The sequence below is a fragment of the Pseudomonas sp. NFACC24-1 genome, from assembly GCF_900115235.1.
Classification (GTDB): Bacteria; Pseudomonadota; Gammaproteobacteria; order Pseudomonadales; family Pseudomonadaceae; genus Aquipseudomonas; species Aquipseudomonas fluorescens_AA.
Genome location: NZ_FOVS01000028.1, coordinates 40060 through 63468 on the forward strand (window position 1 = coordinate 40060; position 23409 = coordinate 63468).

Consider the following 23409-nt stretch of genomic DNA (forward strand, 5'->3'; position numbering starts at 1 on the left):
AAAGCACATAGAGGTGCGTATTTGATAGTCGAAATCAGAACCGGGTGGTCGTCTCGACGTCTATCGCCCGATATACTCGCAACCTTGCAGTACCCTGTAAGGGGTTGCTGTGCGAAAACGTCGTTGGTGGCGTAGTACCAGAACCAGCCGGTTTCGCAGAGTTTCCCTTTGGCACGCCTTTACGAAAAACGTGACGAACGCAGTATGTTCGGGCTGAATCGTTTTTTTCAAAGACGGCTATTCACCTGAAGTACCAGACAGCGTTACGGGTCAGAGGCCCCCCCGGCATGATAGAGCTCGAACAAGAAGATCCAATCCCGCAAGGCGACCTGGCCCTGCAAATCACCGCGCTCCCTCGCGAGACCAACGGCTTCGGCGATATTTTCGGTGGCTGGCTGGTGTCCCAGATGGACCTGGCCGGCACCGCCATGGCCAGCAAGGTGGCCGGCGGACGCGTGGCCACCGTGGCGATCGATCGCATGGCGTTCCTGGTGCCGGTGGCGGTGGGTGCACAGCTTTCCTTTTATACCCAGGCCCTGGAAATCGGCCGCAGCTCGATCCAGATGATGGTCGAGGTCTGGAGCGACGACCCGCTGTCCAGTGAATGGCGCAAGGTGACCGAGGCGGTCTTTGTCTTTGTCGCCATCGACGGCAGCGGTCGTACCCGCTCGGTTCCGCCGCGCGCCCGTTAAACATGGCGGCCGTTTTGCGGTCCATTGCAGTCCCTGTTCCCGAGCGAGATTTGCAACATGCCTACGCCCAACGTCGAAGCGGTCAAACTGGATGAACTGAACGCCTGGCGCATCCGTCACGGTCAGGCCGAGTTGCTGGTGGCCCAGCAAGGCGCGCACATCCTCAGTTATCAAGTGGACGGCCAGCCGCCACTGATCTGGCTCAACGACCAGGCCACGTTCAAGACTGGCAAGAGCATCCGCGCGGGCGTGCCGGTGTGCTGGCCGTGGTTCGGCAACCTGACCCGCAACCCCGACAGCGTACAGGCCATGCGCGTGACCAATGACCCGGCCACGGCCCACGGCCTGGTACGGGCGATGGATTGGGAATTGAAGGGCATCGAAACCGAAGGCGAAAGCCTCAAGGTGGAATTCGTGCTGCCCTACCCTGAAAACGGCCTCTCGGGCTGGCCTCACCAGGTGGACCTGACGCTGACCATCGTGATGGACGAGCAACTGCACATCCGCCTCACCAGCCATAACCGTGGCAGCGACACCGTCAGCCTCAGCCAGGCGCTGCACAGCTACTTCGCCGTGAGCGACGTGCGCAACGTGCGGGTCGAGGGGGTGGATGGCTTGAGCTACATCGAGACCCTGGACGACTGGAACACCCACACCCAGGCCGGCGACCTGACATTTGCCAGCGAGACCGACCGCATCTACCTCGATACCCCGCCGACGCTGAGCATCATCGACCCGCACTGGGAACGACGGATCGAACTGACCAGCAGCGGTTCGCGCTCGGCGGTGATCTGGAACCCCTGGACCGAACGCGCCAAGGCCTTCAGCGACATGGCCGACGATGGCTGGCAGCGCATGTTGTGCATCGAGACGGCGAATGTGATGGACGACGTGGTGACGTTGTTACCGCAGGGCAGCCATACCCTCGGGGTGAGCATCTGCAGCAAACCGCTCTAAACCCCACCACAAAAACCACTGTGGGAGCGAGCTTGCTCGCTCCCACATTGGGTTTTGGGTCAAGCCAAGCTGCCGCCCTACAAATCCGCCTCCTGCACCACTCTCACCTTCTCCGCCTCCAGCGCATACGCCGCACTCGCCAGGTCGTTGTCGACTTTTTCGATCTTCAGCGTGCCCGTCACCCAGAGCGGCGTGTAGATGTCGTCCAGCTTCAGACCCTTGGGATAGCGCACCAGCACCAGTTGGTTAGGCGGCGGTGGCGGGACGTGGATGCAGGCGCCAGGGTAGGGCACCAGGAAAAACAGCGTGCTGCGGCCCTTGGCGTCGGTTTCCAGCGGCACCGGGTAACCGCCGATGCGGATGTGCTTGTCGTTCATCGCCGCCACGGTCTTGGTCGAATACATCACCGCCGGCAAGCCCTTGCTTTGCTTCAGGCCGCCCTTTTCGGTGAAGGTGCCGTTGGCTTCCGGGGAGTTGTGGTCGATCTCGGGCATAGCCTCGAGGGCTTTCTGGTCCGACTTGGGCATCAGTTCGAGCCAGTCGGTTTCCGGCAGCTCGGCGGCATGGGCCAGGCCACTGCCCAGCAGAAGAAGGGTCAATACTAGACGGCGCATGAAAGGGCTCGGCAATGAATGAAAAATGAAACGCCGAGCATTCTAGCCCCCTCTGCTCGCCACGCAGAGAGGGCCTTGCTGCATTTGGATCAGTTTCTTTTGATCAGGCCGTAGATCACCAGCAACACGATCGCGCCCACCAGGGCACCGATGAAACCGGCGCCTTGGCCGGCCTGGTAGATGCCCAGGGCCTGGCCCCCGTAAGTGGCTGCCAACGAACCGCCGATACCGAGCAGGATGGTCATGATCCAGCCCATGCTGTCATCGCCCGGTTTCAGGAAGCGCGCCAACAGGCCAACGATCAAGCCGATAAAGATGGTTCCGATGATTCCCATGGCATTTCCCTCTCATTGAGTCGCGAAGCCAAAGCCCGGTCAGGCTTTGGCACTTAGCCATGAGAAAGATCAGCCGACGAATGGTTCCACCGCCGTTCCAGATTATTGTTCGGCGATCAGCGCCTCGACCTTGATGATCTGCTGGGCCAGCGTGGCCCGGTCAGCGCAGCGCAGGTTGGCGTGACCGACCTTGCGCCCGACCTTGAACGCCTTGCCATAGTGATGCAAATGGCAGTCGGCAATCGCCAGGACCTTGTCGCTGTCAGGGACCTTGCCGATGAAATTGAGCATCGCGCTTTCACCGACCTTGGCGGTCGACCCCAGCGGCAGCCCGGCCACCGCCCGCAGGTGGTTTTCGAACTGGCTGCACTCGGCGCCTTCGGTGGTCCAGTGCCCGGAGTTGTGTACCCGCGGTGCGATTTCGTTGGCCTTGAGGCCACCGTCCACTTCGAAGAACTCGAACGCCATCACGCCGACATAGTCCAGTTGCTTGAGCACCCGGCTGGAGTAGTCCTCGGCCAGGGCCTGCAACGGATGATCGGTGCTGGCGACGGACAGCTTGAGGATGCCGTCCTTGTGGGTGTTGTGCACCAGCGGATAGAAGCGGATCTCACCGTCGCGGGCACGCACGGCGATCAGCGAGACTTCCCCGGTGAACGGCACGAAACCTTCCAGCAGGCAGGCCACGCTGCCAAGCTCGGCAAACGTACCGACCACGTCTTCAGGCTTGCGCAGGACTTTCTGGCCCTTGCCGTCGTAACCCAGGGTACGGGTCTTGAGCACGGCGGGCAGGCCGATGGCGGCGACAGCGGCGTCCAGGTCGGCCTGGGATTGAATGTCAGCGAAGGCCGGCGTGGGGATGCCCAGGTCCTTGAACATGTTCTTTTCGAACCAACGGTCACGGGCGATCCGCAAGGCTTCGGCGCTCGGGTAGACCGGGACGAACTGGGACAGGAAGGCCACGGTTTCGGCCGGGACGCTTTCGAATTCGAAGGTCACCAGATCGACTTCATCGGCCAATTGGCGCAGGTGATCCTGGTCGCCGTAGTCGGCCCGCAGGTGTTCACCCAGCGCCGCGGCACAGGCGTCAGGCGCCGGGTCCAGGAAAGCGAAGTTCATCCCCAGCGGCGTACCTGCCAGGGCCAACATGCGACCCAACTGGCCGCCACCGATTACACCGATCTTCATTCGTCAACAACCTCAGGCAATGCGTGGGTCTGGATTGTCCAGGACGCTGTCTGTCTGCTCAGCGCGGAATTTTTTCAGCACGGTATGAAACTGTGGATGCTTGGCGCCCAGGATGCTCGCCGACAGCAGGGCCGCGTTGATCGCGCCGGCCTTGCCGATGGCCAGGGTCGCGACCGGGATACCGGCCGGCATCTGCACGATCGACAGCAACGAGTCGACGCCCGAGAGCATCGACGACTGGACCGGCACGCCCAGCACCGGCAGGTGGGTCTTGGCCGCGCACATGCCCGGCAGGTGGGCCGCGCCACCGGCACCGGCGATGATCACCTCGATGCCACGTGCCTCGGCCTCTTCGGCGTACTGGAACAGCAGGTCCGGGGTACGGTGGGCGGAGACCACTTTCACCTCGTAAGGGATGCCGAGCTTTTCCAGCATATCGGCGGTGTGGCTAAGGGTGGACCAATCGGACTTGGAGCCCATGATCACGCCAACCAGTGCACTCATCGTCGTGCCTCTTCTCTCTGGGCGCCCGCAGGCGCGTCAAAAAACAACAAGCCACGCAGGAAACCGGCGTGGCTTGTTGTACGAATGATGGCCGGGCGAACCGACCGAAGGCCGGGCAGTATACCGAAAATGGTGCGTTAAACGCACTTTCGCCGACCATCTGTCATTTGGGCTGAAGTGGCGGTTTTATTGACTCGCAGGTCAGCGAGGGAACAGCATAAATCCCTGTGGGAGCGGGCTTGCTCGCTCCCACAAGGGGTTCTGCATTGTTTTCAGGATCCGATGGCGCCCTGCGCCGCGCCGCCTTCGAGCTTGCGCCACAGCAACCGCACATTGGCCTTGCGCACCAGGGCGCAGCGGTACAGGCGGATCTCCAGGGGCACGTGCCATTGCGTGCCACCGCAGATCACCAGTTCACCCCGGGCCAGTTCGGCGCGTACGCTCAGGTGCGGCACCCAGGCGATGCCCAGGCCTTCCAGGGCCATGCTTTTCAGGCTGTCGGCCATGGCCGTCTCGTAGATCGTGGTGAATCGCAGCGCCCGCTGGCGCAACAACTGGTTGACCGAACGCCCCAGGAACGCCCCGGCGCTGTAGGCCAGCAGCGGCACGCTGGACTCCCCTTCAAGGTCGAACAGCGGGTTGCCGCTGGCATCGGCGGCGCACACCGGAAGCATTTCGGTCTGGCCCAGGTGCAGTGACGGGAAGATCTCCGGGTCCATCTGCATGGCCGAATCCGGGTCGTAGAAGGCCAGCATCAAATCGCAGCCACCTTCACGCAGGGCGTGGACGGCGTCGCCGACGTTGGTCGCCACCAGCCGCGTGGCGATGTTCATCCCTTCGTTGCGCAGTTGCGCGATCCAGCGGGGGAAGAAGCCCAGGGCCAGGGAGTGGGCGGCCGCCACTTGGATGACTTCGCCCTGCCCGCCTTCCAGGTGATGCAAATGGCGCAGCACTTCGCCCAATTGCTCCACCACCGTACGCGCCGTCACCAGGAACAACTGCCCCGCCGCCGTCAGCTCGACGGGCGTACGGGAACGGTTGACCAGGGTCAGCCCCAGCGCAGCCTCAAGGCTGCGAATCCGCCGGCTGAATGCCGGTTGCGTCACGAAACGCCGCTCGGCCGCTTGGGAGAAACTGCGGGTCGCGGCCAGGGCACTGAAGTCCTCGAGCCACTTGCTTTCAAGATTCATCACGCCCTCCCTTACACGCACCAAAACAGGTCACACGTTCGCCGCACCGTCGACGTCACACCGGCATTATGCCGAATATGCATAGGCCAGTGTTTAACAGCATTGGCCCTATTTTTTCCCAGAGCCTAGGATCCACAGCGTTCCGGCTCAGACCGGGTCCTTATCGAGATGATTTCCGTCATGTCCTCCGCTGCATCATTCCGCACAGAAAAAGACCTGCTTGGCGTACTTGAAGTACCAGCGCAAGCGTATTACGGCATCCAGACCCTACGAGCGGTAAACAACTTCCGTCTCTCCGGCGTCCCGATCTCGCATTACCCCAAGCTGGTGGTCGGTCTGGCAATGGTCAAACAGGCCGCCGCTGACGCCAACCGCGAACTGGGGCAGCTCAGCGAAGCCAAGCATGCCGCCATCAGCGAAGCCTGTGCACGATTGATCCGCGGCGACTTCCACGAAGAATTCGTGGTGGACATGATCCAGGGCGGCGCCGGCACGTCGACCAACATGAATGCCAACGAAGTCATCGCCAACATCGCGCTGGAAGCCATGGGCCACCAGAAAGGCGAGTACCAGTACCTGCACCCCAACAACGACGTGAACATGGCGCAGTCCACCAACGACGCCTACCCGACCGCGATCCGCCTGGGTCTGCTGCTGGGTCACGACGCGTTGCTGGCCAGCCTCGACAGCCTGATCCAGGCGTTCGCCGCCAAGGGTGAAGAATTCAGCCACGTCCTGAAAATGGGCCGCACCCAGTTGCAGGATGCCGTGCCGATGACCCTCGGCCAGGAATTCCGCGCCTTCGCCACCACCCTGAGCGAAGACCTGGCACGCCTGAAAACCCTGGCGCCTGAACTGCTCACCGAAGTGAACCTGGGCGGTACCGCCATCGGCACCGGCATCAACGCCGATCCGCGCTACCAGGCCTTGGCCGTACAACGCCTGGCGACCATCAGCGGCCAGCCGCTGGTACCGGCCGCCGACCTGATCGAAGCCACCTCCGACATGGGCGCCTTCGTGCTGTTCTCCGGCATGCTCAAGCGCACCGCGGTCAAGCTGTCGAAGATCTGCAACGACCTGCGCCTGCTGTCCAGCGGCCCACGCACCGGCATCAACGAAATCAACCTGCCGGCCCGCCAGCCAGGCAGCTCGATCATGCCCGGCAAGGTCAACCCGGTGATCCCGGAAGCGGTCAACCAGGTGGCGTTCCAAATCATCGGCAACGACCTGGCCCTGACCATCGCGGCCGAAGGCGGCCAACTGCAACTGAACGTGATGGAGCCGCTGATCGCTTTCAAGATCTTCGACTCGATCCGCCTGCTGCAACGGGCCATGGACATGCTGCGCGAGCACTGCATCGTCGGCATCACCGCCAACGAAGCGCGCTGCCGCGAACTGGTCGAGCACTCGATCGGTCTGGTCACTGCCCTGAACCCGTACATCGGCTATGAAAACGCCACCCGCATCGCCCGTGTTGCCCTGGAAAGTGGCCGCGGCGTGCTGGAACTGGTGCGCGAAGAAGGCTTGCTCGACGACGCCATGCTCGACGACATCCTGCGCCCGGAAAACATGATTGCTCCGCGTCTGGTCCCGCTCAAAGCGTGATCGACACGGCCACCGCTCACCAGGTCGAGGGACTAGACACCTCTCACCTTTTGAGGGCTTGGGGATCTTCCCCAAGCCCTTTTTTTAATGGATAGCAGCCAAGGATGACCGAACCTGTGGGAAGGAACCTGCTCGCGATAAACGACGACGCGCTGCCCGTTGTAAACCGTGTCGCCAGCCAACGCGAGCAGGCTCATCCCCACAAGAACCTGACCGTAAGGCCAGGTGTTTCAACGGGTCCGCTTCGTCGGACGCACCACAACTGTGCAGACGGGCACCGCACTGATAGGTATAGTGCCGCCCCTCTTCGCATGAGCGGTCGTCCGCAACGAGACCCTTAAACATGCGAAAACCGAACTAATAACAAACCCGCGAAAATGGACCGGGACGAAACTTCGCCTCACCTGTCGGGCCGCGCGCCGACCGATGTAACGCGATGTTTCCAAATGGCCAGCATTTGCTTAAACAAAAAACAGCGAGGAATACTCATGCTCGAAGTCATCAACGACTTCCTATCAGGGAAAGTGCTGATCGTGCTCATTGTCGGGCTCGGTGGCTACTTCACGATCCGCTCGCGTTTCGTCCAGTTCCGTCACTTCTTCCACATGTTCACGGTGTTCCGTGACAGCCTGAAAAGCAGCACTGACCAGCTCAGTTCCTTCCAGGCCCTGATGCTCAGCCTGGCCGGCCGTGTCGGCGCGGGCAACATCGCCGGTGTCGGCATCGCCGTGACCCTCGGCGGCCCTGGTGCGGTGTTCTGGATGTGGGTAACCGCCCTGGTCGGTATGTCCAGCAGCTTCTTCGAGTGCTCCCTCGGCCAGCTCTACAAGCGCTGCGACTCCGAAGGCCAGTACCGTGGCGGCCCGTCCTATTACATCCAGCACGGCCTGCAGAAGCGCTGGTTGGGCATGATCATGGCGTTCCTGCTGCTGGTCACCTTCGGCTTCGCCTTCAACGGCCTGCAAGCCCACGCGGTGACCCACTCCCTGAACAACGCTTTCGGCTTCGACACCACCTACACCGGCCTCGGCCTGGCGGTACTGCTGGGCCTGGTGTTCATCGGCGGAATCAAGCGCATCGCCAAGGTTGCCGACCTGCTGGTACCGGTCAAGACCCTGGCGTATATCGCCGTGACCCTCTACGTGATCGTGCTGCAGTTCGAACATGTACCGGGCATGCTGGCGACCATCGTCAAGAGCGCCTTCGGTCTGGACCAGGCCTTCGGCGGCCTGATCGGCAGCGCCATCGTCATGGGCGTCAAGCGTGGCGTGTTCGCCAACGAAGCCGGCCTGGGCAGTGCGCCTAACGTCGCCGCCGTCGCGTCGGTCGAGCACCCGGTCGCCCAGGGCGTGGTCCAGGCGTTCAGCGTGTTCCTGGACACCTTCGTGATCTGCACCTGCACCGCGTTGCTGATCCTGCTGTCGGGTTTCTACACCCCGGGCTTCGAAGGCGACGGCATTGCCCTGACCCAGAACTCCCTGGCAGCCGTCGTGGGTGACTGGGGCCGGATATTCATCTCCGTGGCCCTGTCGTTGTTCGTGTTCACCTCGATCCTCTACAACTACTATCTGGGCGAGAACAACCTGCGCTTCATGATCGGTGACAATCGCAAGGTCCTGATGGGCTACCGCGCGCTGGTCCTGGTCCTGATTTTCTGGGGCGCCATCGAAAACCTCGGCACCGTGTTCGCGTTCGCCGACATCACCATGACCCTGCTGGCGTTCGTGAACCTGATCGCGCTGTTCCTGCTGTTCAAGGTCGGCATGCGCATCCTGCGTGACTACGATGACCAGCGTTCGGCCGGCATCAAGGTGCCCGTGTTCGACTCCAGCAAGTTCCCGGACCTGGACCTGGACCGCAAGGCGTGGCCAGCCACCCCGTCGGCACCGGTTGCCAAGCCCGACGCCGCGACTGCTGGCGTGGCCGCAGCGCAACGCTGATCGGCAGGCCGATTGTAAAAAACCGGGCGCATCCCCTGCGCCCGGCGTGACACAGCGTAGGGTCGGCGTCATGCTCGGCCTTATGTTGTGGCGGCTGACCCAAGCTGCCGTTTTCGTCCTCGGAGAACAACCATGAATTCCTCGACCTACCCTGCCGCCCAGCACGTCATGGTGCTCTACACCGGCGGCACCATCGGCATGCAGGCCAGCGCCCACGGCCTGGCCCCGGCATCCGGTTTCGAAGCGCGGATGCGCGATTACCTGCACAGCCAACCCGAACTCGTCGTGCCGCAATGGCGCTTCCGGGAAATGTCGCCGTTGATCGACAGCGCCAACATGACCCCGGCCTATTGGCAGCAACTGCGCGAAGCGGTAGTCGATGCCGTGGACGTGCAGGGCTGCGACAGCGTACTGATCCTGCACGGCACCGACACCCTGGCCTACAGCGCGGCGGCGATGAGCTTCCAACTGCTGGGCCTGCATGCGCGGGTCTGCTTCACCGGCTCGATGCTGCCCGCCGGCGTGACCGACAGCGACGCCTGGGAAAACCTCAGCGGCGCCCTGGTCGCCCTCGGCCAGGGCCTGGCGCCGGGCGTGCATTTGTACTTCCACGGTGAGCTGCTGGCGCCGACCCGTTGCGCGAAGGTGCGCAGCTTCGGTCGCCACCCGTTCAAGCGCCTGGAACGCCAGGGCGGCGGCACCCCGGCGCCGACCCTGCCAGCGCAGTTGAACTACAACCAGCCCAAGCAACTGGCGAACATCGCGGCGCTGCCGCTGTTTCCCGGCATCAGTGCGCAGATCCTCGATGGCCTGCTGGGCAGCGGTATCCAGGGCCTGGTGCTGGAATGCTACGGCAGCGGCACCGGGCCGAGCGACAACCCGGCCTTCCTCGCCAGCCTCGAGCGGGCGCGGGACAGCGGCGTGGTGGTCGTGGCGGTGACCCAATGCCACGAAGGTGGCGTCGAGCTGGACGTGTATGAAGCCGGTAGCCGCTTGCGCGGTGTCGGCGTGCTGTCCGGCGGCGGCATGACCCGCGAGGCAGCGTTCGGCAAGTTGCAGGCATTGATCGGCGCAGGGTTGCCGGTGGAAGAGGTGCGGCGGCTGGTTGAGCTGGACCTGTGTGGCGAATTGTCCTGACACTGGCCCAGCATTAACCTGGGCGGCCTTCGAGTTGGAAGGCCCATGCCGCTGAGTCACCCTCAGCGCTGAGCAATTGGCTGAACCGGGTGCTGCTTATCGGCTTAAAGCAGTGCCCGTCCGATCTAAAAACTGCGGCGATAAATGGGCATAATTACGCCGATCCTCATGGCGGCGCTGCTGATACACATCGGCAGCAGGCAAGGCAATAGCCCAGACACACTATTGCTTTATTTTTTTGGCCCTTGCTTTATAGATGCCAACTAAAAAACGTGAAGTGCCTCTCGGGCTGATCATGACTCGTAGCGAATCACGAAAATAAACCTGGGCACTTGGTCACCTTGGAAGAATTCAACTATTCAAATGGAATTGTTTTTATGGAAATCATTAATGCCTACCCGGCTTTAGCCTTCGACTTTTCTGGCGTCGGCGCCGGATGGATACGCCACGCTCGCGCCTTCAATAGCCCAAAACTATCCTCCACTCAGTGCACCGCATTGACTAAAGCCGAAGGACGCTGCTGAACATGATCTCCCTATTGCGCTCCCTAAGCCCGGTTGCTGTCATGGCGGCCGGCATTTCGTTGTTAGTGGGGTGTGCCCCCATCGCCCCCATTCAACCTATTGACCAAACCGATATAATGCAAGACTCGGGGCCGGACGCCGAAGCTATTGAGCTCCAGAAGCGCGAAGACCAACTTTTCGCTGACGCCAAGTCGACGGGCAAGGTGGTATTAGTGGTACCCACCGCAAGCCTGGATAGCTTGAACACAGATTTCCAAAACAATGATTCAACAATGGAGTTTCTAAAATTGCGTTCGGCCGTCACCGAATGGACGAACACACAGAATTCCACTGCCCAGTTTAAAGTCGGCTACGATACTCAGAAAACCGCCATCGGCTCTCCGCAAGGCTCTTATTTTCAAGTTGTATTTGGCCGTACACTGTACAAGATTTATTTGATAGATCCTGGCCACTATACAATCAGCGGCGTCAGCTATGACGTACCGAGGACAAGCGCCTATGAGCCCCCCGGTGACCATGGTATTCGGGCTTCAAGCTTGGGCTATATCACCCTCTCGCCCAAGAGCTTCGCTGAGTATGACCGTGGCGAGCGATGGGAGGATGCCAGTTACACGACCGACACGGTCCAAGAGGAGCGTTGTACTGCAGTTCGTGTTGTCAATGGCGAGTGCGTGAGCACTGGCAAATACTCTTACGAGGTACAGCGCCAAACGTCTCCCGCAGGCTGGCGAAAAACTATCCAACAGCGCGATGTTGAAGGCAGGACGGTATCTGCTCATTTGTCCAAGGACTTTGCCTCATTTGATGTAGCGGCAGGCGAGGTAGTACTGATCGATGGCTTCTTTGCTGATCCACCGAGTTTTGAGTATAAGGAGGGAAGCTGCCGGCAAACTCAGCAGAGCCAAATGCGCTGTGAGCTTCAGCAAGTCAGGCTGGTAAAACTGATCGCCGAGGTTGATCAGGTTTTGCAGGTATTAAATGCTGCAGATTACGGTTTTCCTAAGATGGCCGAGGTGCTCAAACAACTGACCTACCGCCCTTTAAAAGTACCGGCTAAAAAATCCACTGGCCATTCAACTTGGGGACCGGTTTACTCGGTGCAGGCCGATTGATGGATTGCTGCTCTAACGTTGATTCCCACTCGCCACCGATAGATGCCCTCGCCACAATCGCTGTACCACACCCGCGGCATGCAATTTGCTCGACCTCCAGCCTCCCCAAGGCTGGAAACGAACATGCTGCATTCCCACCTCACCACCCTCAACGCCGTCTCGCTGGTACTGAGCACCTTTAAAAGCGAAGGCTTGCCCAGCGATGCCTTGCTGGCCGGCAGCGGTATCAGCGCGGCGGACCTGAGCCGGGCCGATACGCGCATCACCACCAACCAGGAGATGCAGGTCTGCGCCAACGCCGTGGCCCTCAAGCGCGACATCGGCCTGGAATTGGGCCTGCGCATGCACGTTTCGTCCTACGGCATGCTCGGCTATGCCCTGCTCACCAGTGCCACCTTAGGTGACGCTTTGCGCCTGGCACTGCGCTATCCGGCGCTGTTGGGAACACTCTTCGAGCTGAATCTGGACGACGATGGCGAGCACATCTGGTTCAGCGCCAACGATTATCGGGAGAGCCCGGCCCTGGCGGTGTTCAATGCCGAGTTCTGCATGGTTTCGCTAAAGGTGATCTGCAACGACCTCCTCGGCCATGCATTGCCGTTGCACGCCGCGCGCTTCGAACACCCGGCGCCCGACTACCAGGCGCGCTACACCACGCTCTTCGACTGCCCGGTGCGCTTCGACAGCATCGATAACGCTTTCGCCTTCGACCGTCACTGGCTCGACCAACCCTTGCCCCTGGCCGACCCCATCACCCATCACGCCATGGCCGAACGCTGTCGCCGGCAGAACACCGAATTCACCGGACGCCAAGCCTGGCTGGGACGGATCCGCCAGTTGCTCGACACCCAACTGGACGCCGCCCCCGGGCTGGAGGGCCTGGCCGAACAGATGAACTGCTCGGCGCGCACCTTGCGCCGCCACCTCAAGGACCTGGGCTGCAGCTACCAGGAGCTGCTGGACGAACTGCGCTTCGAGCGGGCCAAGCAGATGCTCTGTGAGGATCAATTGCCGATCTATCGAATCGCCGAACGACTGGGCTTCAGCGAAACCGCCAGCTTCCGCCATGCCTTCGTGCGCTGGAGCGGCGTGGCGCCCAGCCAGTTCAGGGCCTGAGTCACCGCTACACCTTGAGGCCGGGGGGTGTCTGGGCTGCCGCCATCGCGAGCAAGCTCGCGATGACGACCCAGTCAACGCCGCAAAAACGCCTGATGCAACGCCTCCACCGTCTGGAAGTGATACGCCGGGCGTTCGGTGGTGAGTTCTTCGTGGCTGCCAAACCCATACCCGACCGCTGCCGCATCCAGGCCATTGCTGTGGGCGCCGATCAGGTCGTGTTTGCGGTCGCCGATCATCAGGGTGCTGGTCGGGTCGAGGCCTTCTTCGGCCAGCAGGTGGGCGATCAGCTCGACCTTGTTGGTACGGGTGCCGTCCAGTTCGCTGCCGTAGATCACCTTGAAATGCCGGGCGAAGTCGAAGTGGCGGGCGATTTCCCGGGCGAAGACCCAGGGTTTGGACGTGGCGATGTACAACTGGCGCCCTTGGCCGCCCAAGGTTTCCAGCAGCGGCATCACGCCGTCGAAGACCCGGTTCTCATAAAGGCCGGTGACCTTGAACCGCTCACGGTAGAAATTCACCGCTTCCCAGGCCTTGGCTTCGTCGAAGTCATAGAACTGCATGAAGGCCTGCAACAGCGGTGGGCCAATGAAATGCTCGAGGCGGGTGAGGTCGGGCTCGTCGATGCCCAATTTGCTCAAGGCGAACTGGATCGAACGGGTGATGCCCTCGCGCGGGTCGGTGAGGGTGCCGTCGAGGTCGAAGAGTACGGTTTGGTAATGCATGTCAGTTCCAGAGTAATGGACGGGCTCGAATGCTTTTGTGGCGAGGGGATTTATCCCCGCTGGGGTGCGAAGCAGCCCCGATCAGGCTGAAAACTATCCAACCTGACACACCTCAGAGGGCTGCTGCGCAGCCCAGCGGGGATAAATCCCCTCGCCACAGGGTCCCGGGCAGGTCGGTCAGGATTGTGGCTGGTCGTAGCCTTCGGCCAGATGCAGGTCCTTGAGCTTCACGTAGTTCGCCGCGCTGTAGGTAAAAAACGCGCGTTCCTTGTCGGTCAGCGGCCGGGCCTGTTTCACCGGGCTGCCCACGTACAAAAAGCCGCTTTCCAGGCGCTTGCCCGGCGGTACCAGGCTGCCGGCACCGATGATCACGTCATCTTCCACCACCGCGCCGTCCATGACGATGCTGCCCATGCCGATCAGGATCCGGCTGCCCACCGAACAACCATGGAGCATGACCTTGTGGGCGATGGTCACGTCGTCGCCGATCAGCAACGGGAAGCCATCCGGATTGAAGGGCCCGGCGTGGGTGATGTGCAGCACACAACCATCCTGGACACTGGTCCGCGCACCGATACGGATGCGGTGCATGTCGCCGCGAATGACCGTCAGCGGCCAGACGGAGCTGTCTTCGCCGATTTCGACGTCGCCGATCACCACCGCGGTGCTGTCGACAAAAGCGCCACGGGCGAGCCGCGGGCTGTGGTTCTGGTACGTGCGAAGGGTCACGATAGGCTCTCTCTTATCCGGTGATAGGCGCTGCTAGCTGCGGTGAACGCCGATTGTAATTAAGATGGGCCAATGTTTCTTCCAGCCAAGGTGTCGACCGTGAGCGTGAACAACCCTCTTTTGCAGCCCTATGACCTGCCGCCGTTCTCGGCGATCCGTGCCGAGCACGTGCAACCGGCCATCGAGCAGATCCTGGCTGATAACCGTGCGGCCATTGCCGAAATCCTCAAGACCCAAGTCCAGCAGCCTACCTGGGCCGGCCTGGTTTTGGCGATGGACGAGCTCAATGATCGCCTGGGCGCCGCCTGGAGCCCGGTCAGTCATTTGAACGCCGTGCGCAACAGCCCGGAACTGCGCGAAGCCTACGAGGCCTGCCTGCCGGCGCTGAGTGCCTACTCCACCGAACTGGGCCAGAACCGCGAACTGTTCCAGGCCTTCGAAGCCCTGGCGAACAGCCCGGAAGCCGCCGGCTTCGACGTGGCGCAGAAAACCATCCTCGAACATTCCCTGCGCGACTTCCGCCTGTCGGGCATCGACCTGCCGCCCGAGCAGCAGAAGCGCTATGCCGAGGTGCAGAGCAAACTGTCCGAGCTGGGCAGCCGCTTCTCCAATCAACTGCTGGACGCGACCCAGGCCTGGACCAAGCACGTTACTGACGAAGCCGCCCTCGCCGGCCTGACCGATTCGGCCAAGGCACAAATGGCCGCGGCCGCCCAGGCCAAGGAGCTGGACGGCTGGCTGATCAACCTGGAATTCCCCAGCTACTACGCCGTGATGACCTACGCCGAAGACCGCGCCCTGCGCGAAGAGGTCTACGCCGCCTACTGCACCCGCGCCTCCGACCAAGGCCCGAACGCCGGCCAGAACGACAACGGCCCGGTGATGGAACAGATCCTCGACCTGCGCCAGGAATTGGCCCAATTGCTCGGTTTCGCCAACTTCGCCGAGTTGAGCCTGGCGACCAAGATGGCCGAGTCCAGCGACCAGGTCCTCAGTTTCCTGCGTGACCTGGCCAAGCGCAGCAAGCCATTCGCCGCCCAGGACCTGGAACAGCTCAAGGCCTATGCCGCCGAACAGGGCTGCCCCGACCTGCAAAGCTGGGACAGCGGTTTCTACGGTGAAAAACTGCGCCAGCAACGTTACAGCGTGGCCCAGGAAGCCCTGCGCGCCTACTTCCCGATCGACAAGGTTCTCAGCGGCCTGTTCGCCATTGTCCAGCGCCTCTACGGCATCGAGATCGCCGAACTGAAAGGCTTCGACAGCTGGCACCCGGACGTGCGCCTGTTCGAAATCAAGGAGAACGGCCAGCACGTCGGCCGCTTCTTCTTCGACCTCTATGCTCGCGCCAACAAGCGTGGCGGTGCCTGGATGGACGGCGCCCGCGACCGTCGTCGCACCTTCGAGGGTGTCCTGCAAAGCCCGGTGGCCAACCTGGTGTGCAACTTCACCCCGGCCGACAGCGGCAAACCGGCGCTGCTGACCCACGACGAAGTCACCACCCTGTTCCACGAGTTCGGCCATGGCCTGCATCACCTGCTGACCCGCGTCGAACACGCTGGCGTGTCCGGCATCAACGGCGTGGCCTGGGATGCGGTGGAACTGCCGAGCCAGTTCATGGAGAACTGGTGCTGGGAGCCCGAAGGCCTGGCGCTGATTTCCGGCCACTACGAAACCGGCGAACCACTGCCCCAGGACCTGCTGGAAAAAATGCTCGCGGCAAAAAACTTCCAGTCTGGCCTGATGATGGTTCGCCAACTGGAGTTCTCGCTGTTCGACTTCGAGCTGCACGCCACCCACGGCGACGGCCGCAGCGTGCTGCAAGTGCTCGAGGGCGTGCGCGACGAGGTGTCGGTCATGCGTCCGCCGGCCTACAACCGTTTCCCTAACAGCTTCGCCCACATCTTCGCCGGCGGGTATGCGGCGGGCTATTACAGCTACAAGTGGGCGGAAGTGTTGTCCGCCGATGCGTTCTCCAAATTCGAAGAAGACGGCGTGCTCAACGCCGCCACCGGGCGTGCCTTCCGCGAGGCGATCCTGGCCCGTGGCGGCTCCCAGGAGCCGATGGTGCTGTTCGTCGACTTCCGTGGCCGTGAGCCGTCGATTGACGCACTCTTGCGCCACAGCGGCCTGACCGAGGACGCGGCAGCATGAGTGAGGGGCCTGTGATTACCAAACGACGCTTCATCGCCGGGGCGGTCTGCCCGGCGTGCAGTGAGCCGGACAAGTTGATGATGTGGAACGAAGACGGCGTGCCGCACCGCGAATGCGTGGCCTGCGGCTATTCCGACACGCTCAACGAACAAGGCCTGTCGGTACCCAAGGAATTGGGCACCCGTGTGAACACCCCGGCGCTCAAGGTGCCGGACGCCAAGGTCCAGGCGGTGCAGTTTTTCCCCAACCCCAAGTTGAAGAAAAAGACCGACTGACATCTGCGGCATCACCTTCCGGGCCGCCCGGCCCGGAAGCGATACATATTTACCGCCGGGCCCGGGCCCTTCTTTTCCAGACTGTCCAGCCAGTACAGACTGACAGGAAGGTTCCCATGCTCGACGCTGACAATCCGCTGTTGCAGGCCTATGACCTGCCCCCGTTTGCCCACATCCAGGCCCGTCATTTCTCCCCGGCCCTGGACCGGATCCTGGTGGAAAGTCGCGCTCAAGTGGCCGACATCATCAAGACCCAGACCCCCTTTCCCACCTGGGATGACCTGGTGCTGGCCATGGACGAAATCCATGGGCGCCTGGAGAGTTTCGGCTACCTGCTGCATCTGCTGACCACGACCCGACCTGGGGCGGCCTGGGCGCAAGCTTCCCTGGAGTGCACTGAACGGCTGCATGACTTCCAGGTTGAACTCAAACAACACCCCACGCTGTTCACGCTTTACCAGCGCTTGGCAGACAGCCCGATCGCCGAGCATTTCGCCCCGGCTCGCAAACGGGTCCTGAAAAAAATCCTCGGCCAGTTCCACCGGAACAGGTCGCCAGAGTACCTGTCGGCCGACCTGAATCTGTTGAAGTTGCGCATCGACGAACTCCAGGGGTTATTCCTGGAGAACCTGCACATGGCCAATCAGGCCTGGAGCAAGGCGTTTGACGATGAAGCCGCGCTGAGCGGCCTGCCGTCGCGCTTCAAACAACAGATGGCCCAGCGGGCACGCGATGCCGGGCGCACGGGATGGTTGCTGACGCTCAGCGAGGAATCGTTTGGCGTCGTCACTCAATACGCCGACAACCGCGCCCTCCGTCAGCACATGTACGAGGCCTACAGCACCCGCGCATCGGATCAGGGCCCCCAGGCAGGCCATTTCGACAACAGCGACATCCTCAGGCAGTTGTTGGAAGACCGTCATCGGTACGCCACCGCCCTGGGCTATTCGGATTTCGCTCAAATGGCGCTCGAGCCCGAGCAAGCCGTGTCCACCGAAGAAGTCCTGGCGTTCCTGCGGGCCCAACTCAAACGACAGCACGGCACTTTCGAACGGGACGCGCGCCAGCTCAAGGCCTTTGCCACGCAACAGGGTTTCAACGAACTCCAGCCATGGGACTACCCCTACCTGGCGAATCAACTTCGCCAGCAGGCCGCGGGCCTTTCCAAGGAAGCGCTGAGCGTCTGGTTCCCCTTGGAATCCACCTTCGCCCAGCTACTGCTGATGGCGACGGAGCTGTTCGGGGTGAGCTTCGCCGAGCGACATGACGTGGCGACCTGGCACCCGGATGTGCGCCTTTTCGAAGTCAGCGAATGGGGAGCGGTCATTGGCTACCTCTATTTCGATCCGTTTGCGGATGCAAGTCGAGACGGTTACCCCAATACCACCACCCTGCGCAGCCGCCGCATCACCGCCGAGGGACGCCCCCGACACCCCATTGCGACGCTGCATGCCTGGCTACCGCGTAGCGTAGGGGCGGCCCCGGTCCTGCTCGATCATCTGCAACTGCGCATTCTTTTCCATGAGTTCGGTCATTGCCTGCAGCATGTCCTGACCCGTGCCGAGTACCGTGACCTGTCGGGCGTCTCTGGCCTGTCCCGCGACACCGCCGAGTTTGCCGGGGTGTTGTTCGAGCAATGGTGCTTCTCCAGGCAATGCCTGGTACGGGTCTCCAGGCACTATCAAACCGGGGCGACGATGCCTGACAAAGTCGCCGGCCAACTGCTGGCCTTTGCCTCCACCCAGGCCAGTTGGGAAACCGCCGTCCTGTTGCGCAACGCGTTATTCGATATGGAGCTGCACCGCACCCACGGCGATGGGCGAACCGTCCAGCAGGTGTTCGATCAAGCCAGTGCGCAGGTGGGGCATTTGCCGGTGTCCGCGAACGAGCGCTGGCCCAATGGCCTGGATTACCTGGTGACCGGCTATGGCGCGCGGATCTATGCCTATGCCTGGTCGAAGGCACTGGCCGCCAGTGTGTTCCAGCGATTCCAGCGTGACGGGCTGTTCAACCCGGCAACAGGGCGGGCACTGCGCGAAACCATTTTTGCCCCGGGCGACTTGCGACCGTTGTCCGAGTCCATCGCCGCCTTTACCGGCACGCCGCCGATCAACGCCGCGGCAGCGCCACCTGGGGGTCGAGGTGCTGCGCCGGCGTCGTTGAATTGACCCAACTTTCCAGGGAGCAAAGGGCAAAGACGCTGGTGCTGCAATCGCCGTTCGCCAACGCCATGCGGAGTTTGTCGATGTCGGCCTGCATCATGTAGCGCACCCCGTCCTTGAAGTGATGACTGTCACCGAAGCCACCTTCGGTCATTTCGTTCAGGGCGTCTTCTTTGCTCCAGCCCTGGACCACCACCCGGTACATGGCGGCCACCAGCCCGGTGCGGTCCGAGCCGTGCTTGCAGTGCATCAGCACCGGCCCCTTGGCTTCGGCCGCCTGGACGGCGCGCAAGGCCCTGAGGATGTCGCTGTCATCGACGTGATTGGTGCGATAGGGCAACTGCACCTGCTCGATGCCGGGGGTGGACAGCCAGCGCTTGTCCGACTCCGGCAGGAAGGTGATGACCGTGCCGATCCTGAGCTTCGTCAGCAAGGGCACCGCCCCGCCGTCCGGCAGGGAGCTGCGGTAGAGCGTCGGTGACATCTGGTAGAGGTTGTAGTCCTTTTCCACTGGCTGCGCCCATTCAGCGGGTCTCGTCTCAAGGGAATCGGCCGCTTGGGCGGGCGCTTCGGCCAGCGCGGTGAGCAAGGCCAGGCAGAGCAACGAACGGGAGCAGAACTTGAGCATGCACGGACGACCGAAAGTGAAGAAACACGGGAGGCTCAGTCTCGGCTCGCTGCGGTTAAAAGCCTGTGAGCAGAACGTCAAAGCGTTGTGAACGCCGATCCGGTATTTGGGCTGCTGAATGGCACTGGCCTTAATCGAACACAGCGAATACTGTATGCACATACAGCTTTCGGAGTATTTCCATGCCAGCCACCCTTCCACCGCGCGGCCGCGGCACCGCGACCAACCCGCACAACCGCTTCGCTCCGAGTCGTTCGGTGGCCGAAGATGACGGCTGGTATCAGGAAGTCCCACAAACCCAGGGCACCGAAGTGCGCATCGAAACGGCGAAGACCATCATTACCCGCAACACCTCGTCCGATATCCCGTTCGACCGCTCGATCAACCCGTACCGAGGCTGCGAGCACGGCTGCATCTACTGCTATGCACGACCCAGCCATGCCTATTGGGACCTGTCGCCGGGGCTGGATTTCGAAACGAAGCTGATCGCCAAGACCAACGCCGCCGATGTGTTGGAAGAGCAATTGTCCCGGCGCGGCTATCAATGCGCACCGATCGCGCTGGGGTCCAACACCGATCCCTATCAGCCTATCGAACGCGAACAACAGATAACACGCCGGATTCTCGAGGTGCTGCTGCGTTATCGGCATCCGGTGACCATCGTCACCAAGGGTTCGCTGATCCTGCGCGACCTGGACCTGCTGACCGAGCTGGCGCAACAACGCCTGGTGCACGTGATGATCAGCCTCACCACCCTGGACGATGAACTCAAGCGCATTCTCGAACCCCGCGCGGCAGCACCCAAGGCGCGGCTGCGGGCGATCAAGGTCATGCGCGAGGCGGGGATTGCCGTGGGGGTGCTGTGCGCACCGATGATCCCGATGATCAACGACAGCGAGATCGAGAGCCTGCTGGCCGAAGCCCACGCCGCCGGCGCGCAGAATGCCGCCTACGTCATGCTGCGCCTGCCGCTGGAAGTCGCGCCGCTGTTCGAGCAGTGGTTGCAGGCGCATTACCCGCAACGCGCCGCCCACGTGCTGAGCCTGGTGCGCCAGAGCCGCGGTGGTGAACTGTATGACAGCCGCTTCGGGGCGCGGATGCGCGGCGAAGGCCCGTTCGCCGACCTGCTGGCCCAGCGATTTGCCAAGGCACTCAAGCGCCTGGGACTGGAGCGCCGCGACGGCTACAATCTTGACTGCGATGCCTTCTGTCCGCCGGGCCGACAGATGTCATTGATTTGATTAAAGTTGACCCTGGAACGGCTACTGGACATGAACTGCGCCAGCGTTTCGCCACCCCTGAAATCATTGTCCTAGAGCCTTCGATTTCAGTTTGAGTTAAGTTTCGGCCGCTACCTTGTTCATCGAGTGACTGACAGGTCGAACACCCCGACCTGGACGTATTTTAACCAGCCACTGGCGTCATACCGTCAAAAGAGGATGAATCATGAGTGACAAGGATAAACAGCCGTTGGCTGCGTCGGCTTCAGCCCAACCCGAGGCGGAAACCGCCGATGCAGCGCTGCAGCATATTGTTGACGGCTTTTTGCATTTCCATCACGAGATCTTTCCGCAACAGGAAGAACTCTTCAAGAAACTCGCCACCGCCCAAGCGCCCCGGGCGATGTTCATCACCTGCGCCGATTCGCGCATCGTGCCCGAGTTGATCACCCATAGTTCCCCCGGCGACCTGTTCGTGACCCGTAACGTCGGCAACGTCGTGCCGCCTTACGGGCAGATGAACGGCGGCGTCTCCACCGCCATCGAATACGCCGTGCTGGCCCTCGGTGTGCAACACATCATTGTCTGTGGCCATTCCGACTGCGGCGCCATGCGTGCGGTGCTCAACCCCGACACCCTGGAAAAAATGCCCACGGTCAAGGCCTGGCTGCGCCACGCCGAAGTGGCCAAGACCATGGTCCATGACAACTGTCCGTGCGGCGACGAAAAACAGACCATGCCCATCCTCACCGAAGAGAATGTGATCGCGCAGCTGCAGCATTTGCGAACGCATCCCTCGGTAGCGTCGCGCATGGCCAGCGGTCAGTTGTTCATCCATGGCTGGGTGTACAACATCGAGACCAGCGAGATCAAAGCCTTTGACGCGGACCAAGGACGTTTCCTGCCGCTCGATGGCAGCCATCCGATACCGGTGGCGACGCCCAAAGCGCGCTTCTAACCACTCCTAATCATCCTTGCATGGTTCAAGCCTTACCGCTGTTTACGCGGTAGGGCCTCGCCATGCCTGAAGAAAACTTCGGGAGAGTCGCCATGCGTGCTGCTCAATTAAAAGCTGTACTGCCACGGGAGCTGTTGGCTTCGGTGGTTGTGTTTCTGGTGGCCCTGCCTTTGTGCATGGGCATCGCCATCGCCTCTGGCCTGCCGCCGGCCAAGGGCCTGATTACCGGCATCATCGGTGGTTTGGTGGTGGGTTTCCTGGCCGGCTCGAAGCTGCAAGTCAGCGGCCCGGCCGCCGGCTTAGCGGTGTTGGTCTTCGAACTGGTGCGCCAGCATGGCGTGGCAATGCTCGGGCCGATCCTGTTGCTGGCCGGTCTGCTGCAACTGTTGGCCGGGCGTTTTCGCCTGGGCTGCTGGTTCCGGGTCACCGCGCCGGCCGTGGTGTACGGCATGCTCGCGGGTATTGGCGTGCTGATCATACTGTCCCAGGTCCATGTGATGCTCGACGCCGCGCCCAAGCCCTCCGGGCTGGATAACCTGGCGGCGTTCCCGGCGGCAGTGGCCCAGGCCTTGCCGTCCTTCGGCTGGCAGGCGGGCCTGCTCGGTCTGTCGACGATTGCGGTGATGTGGCTGTGGGAAAAGTTTCGCCCCCACCGTCTGCGCTTCATTCCTGGCGCCTTGCTGGGTGTCGGCCTGGCGACCGTCGCCAGCCTGCTGCTGGCCTTGCAGGTCAAGCGGGTGGAAGTGCCGGAGAACATGGCCGAAGCCATTGATTGGCTGCGCCCGGCGGACCTGCTGAACCTGGCCGACCCCACACTGCTGATCGCCGCGTTCGCGGTGGCTTTCATCGCCAGCGCCGAAACCCTGCTGTCAGCGGCCGCCGTGGATCGCATGCACAGCGGTGAACGGGCGGACTTCGACCGGGAACTGTCGGCCCAAGGTATCGGCAACATGCTCTGCGGCCTGCTCGGCGCCTTGCCAATGACCGGGGTGATCGTGCGCAGCTCGGCCAACGTCCAGGCCGGGGCTACCACGCGGATGTCGACGATTTTCCACGGTCTGTGGTTGCTGCTGTTCGTGCTGTTGCTGTCCAGCGTGCTGCAAAGCATTCCGGTGGCGAGCCTGGCGGGTGTGTTGGTGTACACCGGCTTCAAACTGGTGGACCTCAAGGCGTTTCGCAGCCTGGGCCGTTATGGCCGGATGCCGATGTTCGTTTACGCCGCGACGGCGTTGGCGATCATCTTCACCGACCTGCTGACCGGCGTGCTGATCGGTTTCGGCCTGACCCTGGCGAAACTGGCCTGGAAAGCCTCGCGCCTGAAAATCAGCCTGATCGACCTGCCTCAGGAAGGCGAGATGGAACTGCGCCTGGTCGGGGCGGCCACCTTCCTCAAGGTGCCGGCATTGACCCAGGTACTGGGCACCATACCGACCGGCGCGACCGTGCACGTGCCGCTCAACAACCTGAGCTACATCGACCACTCGTGCCTGGAGTTGCTGGAAGAATGGGGCCGGGCGAATGCCAGCAAGGGTTCGAAGCTGCTGATCGAATCCCGCGGGCTCAAGCGTAGGTTGGAGGGGCGGTTGCGCACGACCGTGGGGGTTGGCGCGGCGTCCGCCTGACCCTGCCTTTGTGGGAGCGGGCTTG

The 23409-nt window shown here is 62.0% G+C and carries 21 protein-coding genes; 13 read left to right on the forward strand and 8 right to left on the reverse strand.

Features of this window, described 5'->3' with window-relative positions; all coding sequences use genetic code 11:
* Positions 1 to 287 precede the first annotated feature (287 nt).
* Together BM317_RS22685 and BM317_RS22690 are read left to right on the forward strand one after the other, a co-directional pair.
* Positions 288 to 692 (forward strand): acyl-CoA thioesterase, encoded by a 405-nt coding sequence (locus BM317_RS22685; protein WP_003177184.1) that lies wholly within the window; start codon positions 288 to 290, stop codon positions 690 to 692.
* A gap of 57 nt (positions 693 to 749) precedes the next feature.
* Positions 750 to 1649: a D-hexose-6-phosphate mutarotase gene (locus BM317_RS22690; protein WP_092167994.1), complete on the forward strand. Its 900-nt coding sequence runs from the start codon at positions 750 to 752 to the stop codon at positions 1647 to 1649.
* 77 nt (positions 1650 to 1726) lie between these two features.
* On the opposite strand, the gene BM317_RS22695 is transcribed toward BM317_RS22690, so the two are convergent.
* The 5 genes from BM317_RS22695 to BM317_RS22715 all read right to left on the reverse strand — a co-directional run bounded on the left by BM317_RS22695 (position 1727) and on the right by BM317_RS22715 (position 5480).
* A complete protein-coding gene (locus BM317_RS22695) occupies positions 1727 to 2263 on the reverse strand; it encodes a DUF3299 domain-containing protein (protein WP_013691991.1) in 537 nt (178 codons plus the stop codon).
* A gap of 89 nt (positions 2264 to 2352) precedes the next feature.
* Positions 2353 to 2598 (reverse strand): GlsB/YeaQ/YmgE family stress response membrane protein, encoded by a 246-nt coding sequence (locus tag BM317_RS22700; RefSeq protein ID WP_003187057.1) that lies wholly within the window; start codon positions 2596 to 2598, stop codon positions 2353 to 2355.
* A 102-nt stretch (positions 2599 to 2700) separates the two neighbouring features.
* Positions 2701 to 3786 carry a 5-(carboxyamino)imidazole ribonucleotide synthase gene (locus BM317_RS22705; protein ID WP_092167679.1) on the reverse strand — a complete coding sequence of 362 codons (1086 nt, stop codon included), beginning with the start codon at positions 3784 to 3786 and terminating at the stop codon, positions 2701 to 2703.
* A 12-nt stretch (positions 3787 to 3798) separates the two neighbouring features.
* The gene (gene purE / locus BM317_RS22710) at positions 3799 to 4290 is read right to left on the reverse strand and encodes a 5-(carboxyamino)imidazole ribonucleotide mutase (RefSeq protein ID WP_003196369.1); all 492 of its coding nucleotides are present in this window, start codon (positions 4288 to 4290) and stop codon (positions 3799 to 3801) included.
* A 272-nt stretch (positions 4291 to 4562) separates the two neighbouring features.
* Positions 4563 to 5480: a LysR substrate-binding domain-containing protein gene (locus tag BM317_RS22715; protein WP_092167681.1), complete on the reverse strand. Its 918-nt coding sequence runs from the start codon at positions 5478 to 5480 to the stop codon at positions 4563 to 4565.
* Positions 5481 to 5660: 180 nt separating this feature from the next.
* On the opposite strand from BM317_RS22715, the gene aspA reads away from it, so the two are divergent.
* The 5 genes from aspA to BM317_RS22740 all read left to right on the forward strand — a co-directional run bounded on the left by aspA (position 5661) and on the right by BM317_RS22740 (position 12914).
* Complete coding sequence (aspA, locus tag BM317_RS22720; RefSeq protein WP_003196363.1) at positions 5661 to 7085, forward strand: aspartate ammonia-lyase; 1425 nt, start codon at positions 5661 to 5663, stop codon at positions 7083 to 7085.
* A gap of 488 nt (positions 7086 to 7573) precedes the next feature.
* The gene (locus BM317_RS22725; RefSeq protein ID WP_092167684.1) at positions 7574 to 9025 is read left to right on the forward strand and encodes an alanine/glycine:cation symporter family protein; all 1452 of its coding nucleotides are present in this window, start codon (positions 7574 to 7576) and stop codon (positions 9023 to 9025) included.
* A gap of 132 nt (positions 9026 to 9157) precedes the next feature.
* Positions 9158 to 10162: an asparaginase gene (locus BM317_RS22730; RefSeq protein ID WP_092167687.1), complete on the forward strand. Its 1005-nt coding sequence runs from the start codon at positions 9158 to 9160 to the stop codon at positions 10160 to 10162.
* A gap of 526 nt (positions 10163 to 10688) precedes the next feature.
* Positions 10689 to 11798: a hypothetical protein gene (locus BM317_RS22735; protein WP_256574207.1), complete on the forward strand. Its 1110-nt coding sequence runs from the start codon at positions 10689 to 10691 to the stop codon at positions 11796 to 11798.
* A gap of 123 nt (positions 11799 to 11921) precedes the next feature.
* Positions 11922 to 12914 (forward strand): AraC family transcriptional regulator, encoded by a 993-nt coding sequence (locus tag BM317_RS22740; protein WP_092167690.1) that lies wholly within the window; start codon positions 11922 to 11924, stop codon positions 12912 to 12914.
* Between the two features lie 74 nt (positions 12915 to 12988).
* On the opposite strand, the gene BM317_RS22745 is transcribed toward BM317_RS22740, so the two are convergent.
* Both BM317_RS22745 and BM317_RS22750 read right to left on the reverse strand, forming a co-directional pair.
* Positions 12989 to 13639, reverse strand: a complete 651-nt coding sequence (locus tag BM317_RS22745; protein WP_092167693.1) for an HAD family hydrolase — start codon at positions 13637 to 13639, stop codon at positions 12989 to 12991.
* A gap of 177 nt (positions 13640 to 13816) precedes the next feature.
* Positions 13817 to 14368, reverse strand: coding sequence for a gamma carbonic anhydrase family protein (locus tag BM317_RS22750; RefSeq protein WP_092167695.1), 552 nt, complete (start codon positions 14366 to 14368; stop codon positions 13817 to 13819).
* A 72-nt stretch (positions 14369 to 14440) separates the two neighbouring features.
* On the opposite strand from BM317_RS22750, the gene prlC reads away from it, so the two are divergent.
* The 3 genes from prlC (at position 14441) to BM317_RS22765 (ending at position 18962) form a co-directional block, all read left to right on the forward strand.
* Positions 14441 to 16519 carry an oligopeptidase A gene (gene prlC, locus BM317_RS22755; RefSeq protein ID WP_170866276.1) on the forward strand — a complete coding sequence of 693 codons (2079 nt, stop codon included), beginning with the start codon at positions 14441 to 14443 and terminating at the stop codon, positions 16517 to 16519.
* On the forward strand, positions 16516 to 16794 hold the full coding sequence (locus BM317_RS22760) for a YheV family putative zinc ribbon protein (protein ID WP_092167698.1): 279 nt from the start codon (positions 16516 to 16518) through the stop codon (positions 16792 to 16794). Before prlC ends, BM317_RS22760 begins: the two co-directional genes overlap by 4 nt.
* Before the next feature lie 116 nt (positions 16795 to 16910).
* On the forward strand, positions 16911 to 18962 hold the full coding sequence (locus tag BM317_RS22765; RefSeq protein ID WP_092476345.1) for a M3 family metallopeptidase: 2052 nt from the start codon (positions 16911 to 16913) through the stop codon (positions 18960 to 18962).
* On the opposite strand, the gene BM317_RS22770 is transcribed toward BM317_RS22765, so the two are convergent.
* Positions 18904 to 19584, reverse strand: coding sequence for a phosphatase domain-containing protein (locus BM317_RS22770; protein ID WP_092476348.1), 681 nt, complete (start codon positions 19582 to 19584; stop codon positions 18904 to 18906). The two genes, BM317_RS22765 and BM317_RS22770, sit on opposite strands and share 59 nt — an antisense overlap.
* 182 nt (positions 19585 to 19766) lie before the next feature.
* Between BM317_RS22770 and BM317_RS22775 the strand changes: the two genes are divergently transcribed.
* The 3 genes from BM317_RS22775 (at position 19767) to BM317_RS22785 (ending at position 23384) form a co-directional block, all read left to right on the forward strand.
* Positions 19767 to 20825: a PA0069 family radical SAM protein gene (locus tag BM317_RS22775; protein ID WP_092476351.1), complete on the forward strand. Its 1059-nt coding sequence runs from the start codon at positions 19767 to 19769 to the stop codon at positions 20823 to 20825.
* Between the two features lie 205 nt (positions 20826 to 21030).
* Complete coding sequence (locus BM317_RS22780) at positions 21031 to 21762, forward strand: carbonic anhydrase (protein ID WP_060739823.1); 732 nt, start codon at positions 21031 to 21033, stop codon at positions 21760 to 21762.
* 92 nt (positions 21763 to 21854) lie between these two features.
* The gene (locus BM317_RS22785) at positions 21855 to 23384 is read left to right on the forward strand and encodes a SulP family inorganic anion transporter (RefSeq protein ID WP_092167709.1); all 1530 of its coding nucleotides are present in this window, start codon (positions 21855 to 21857) and stop codon (positions 23382 to 23384) included.
* Positions 23385 to 23409: the final 25 nt, after the last annotated feature.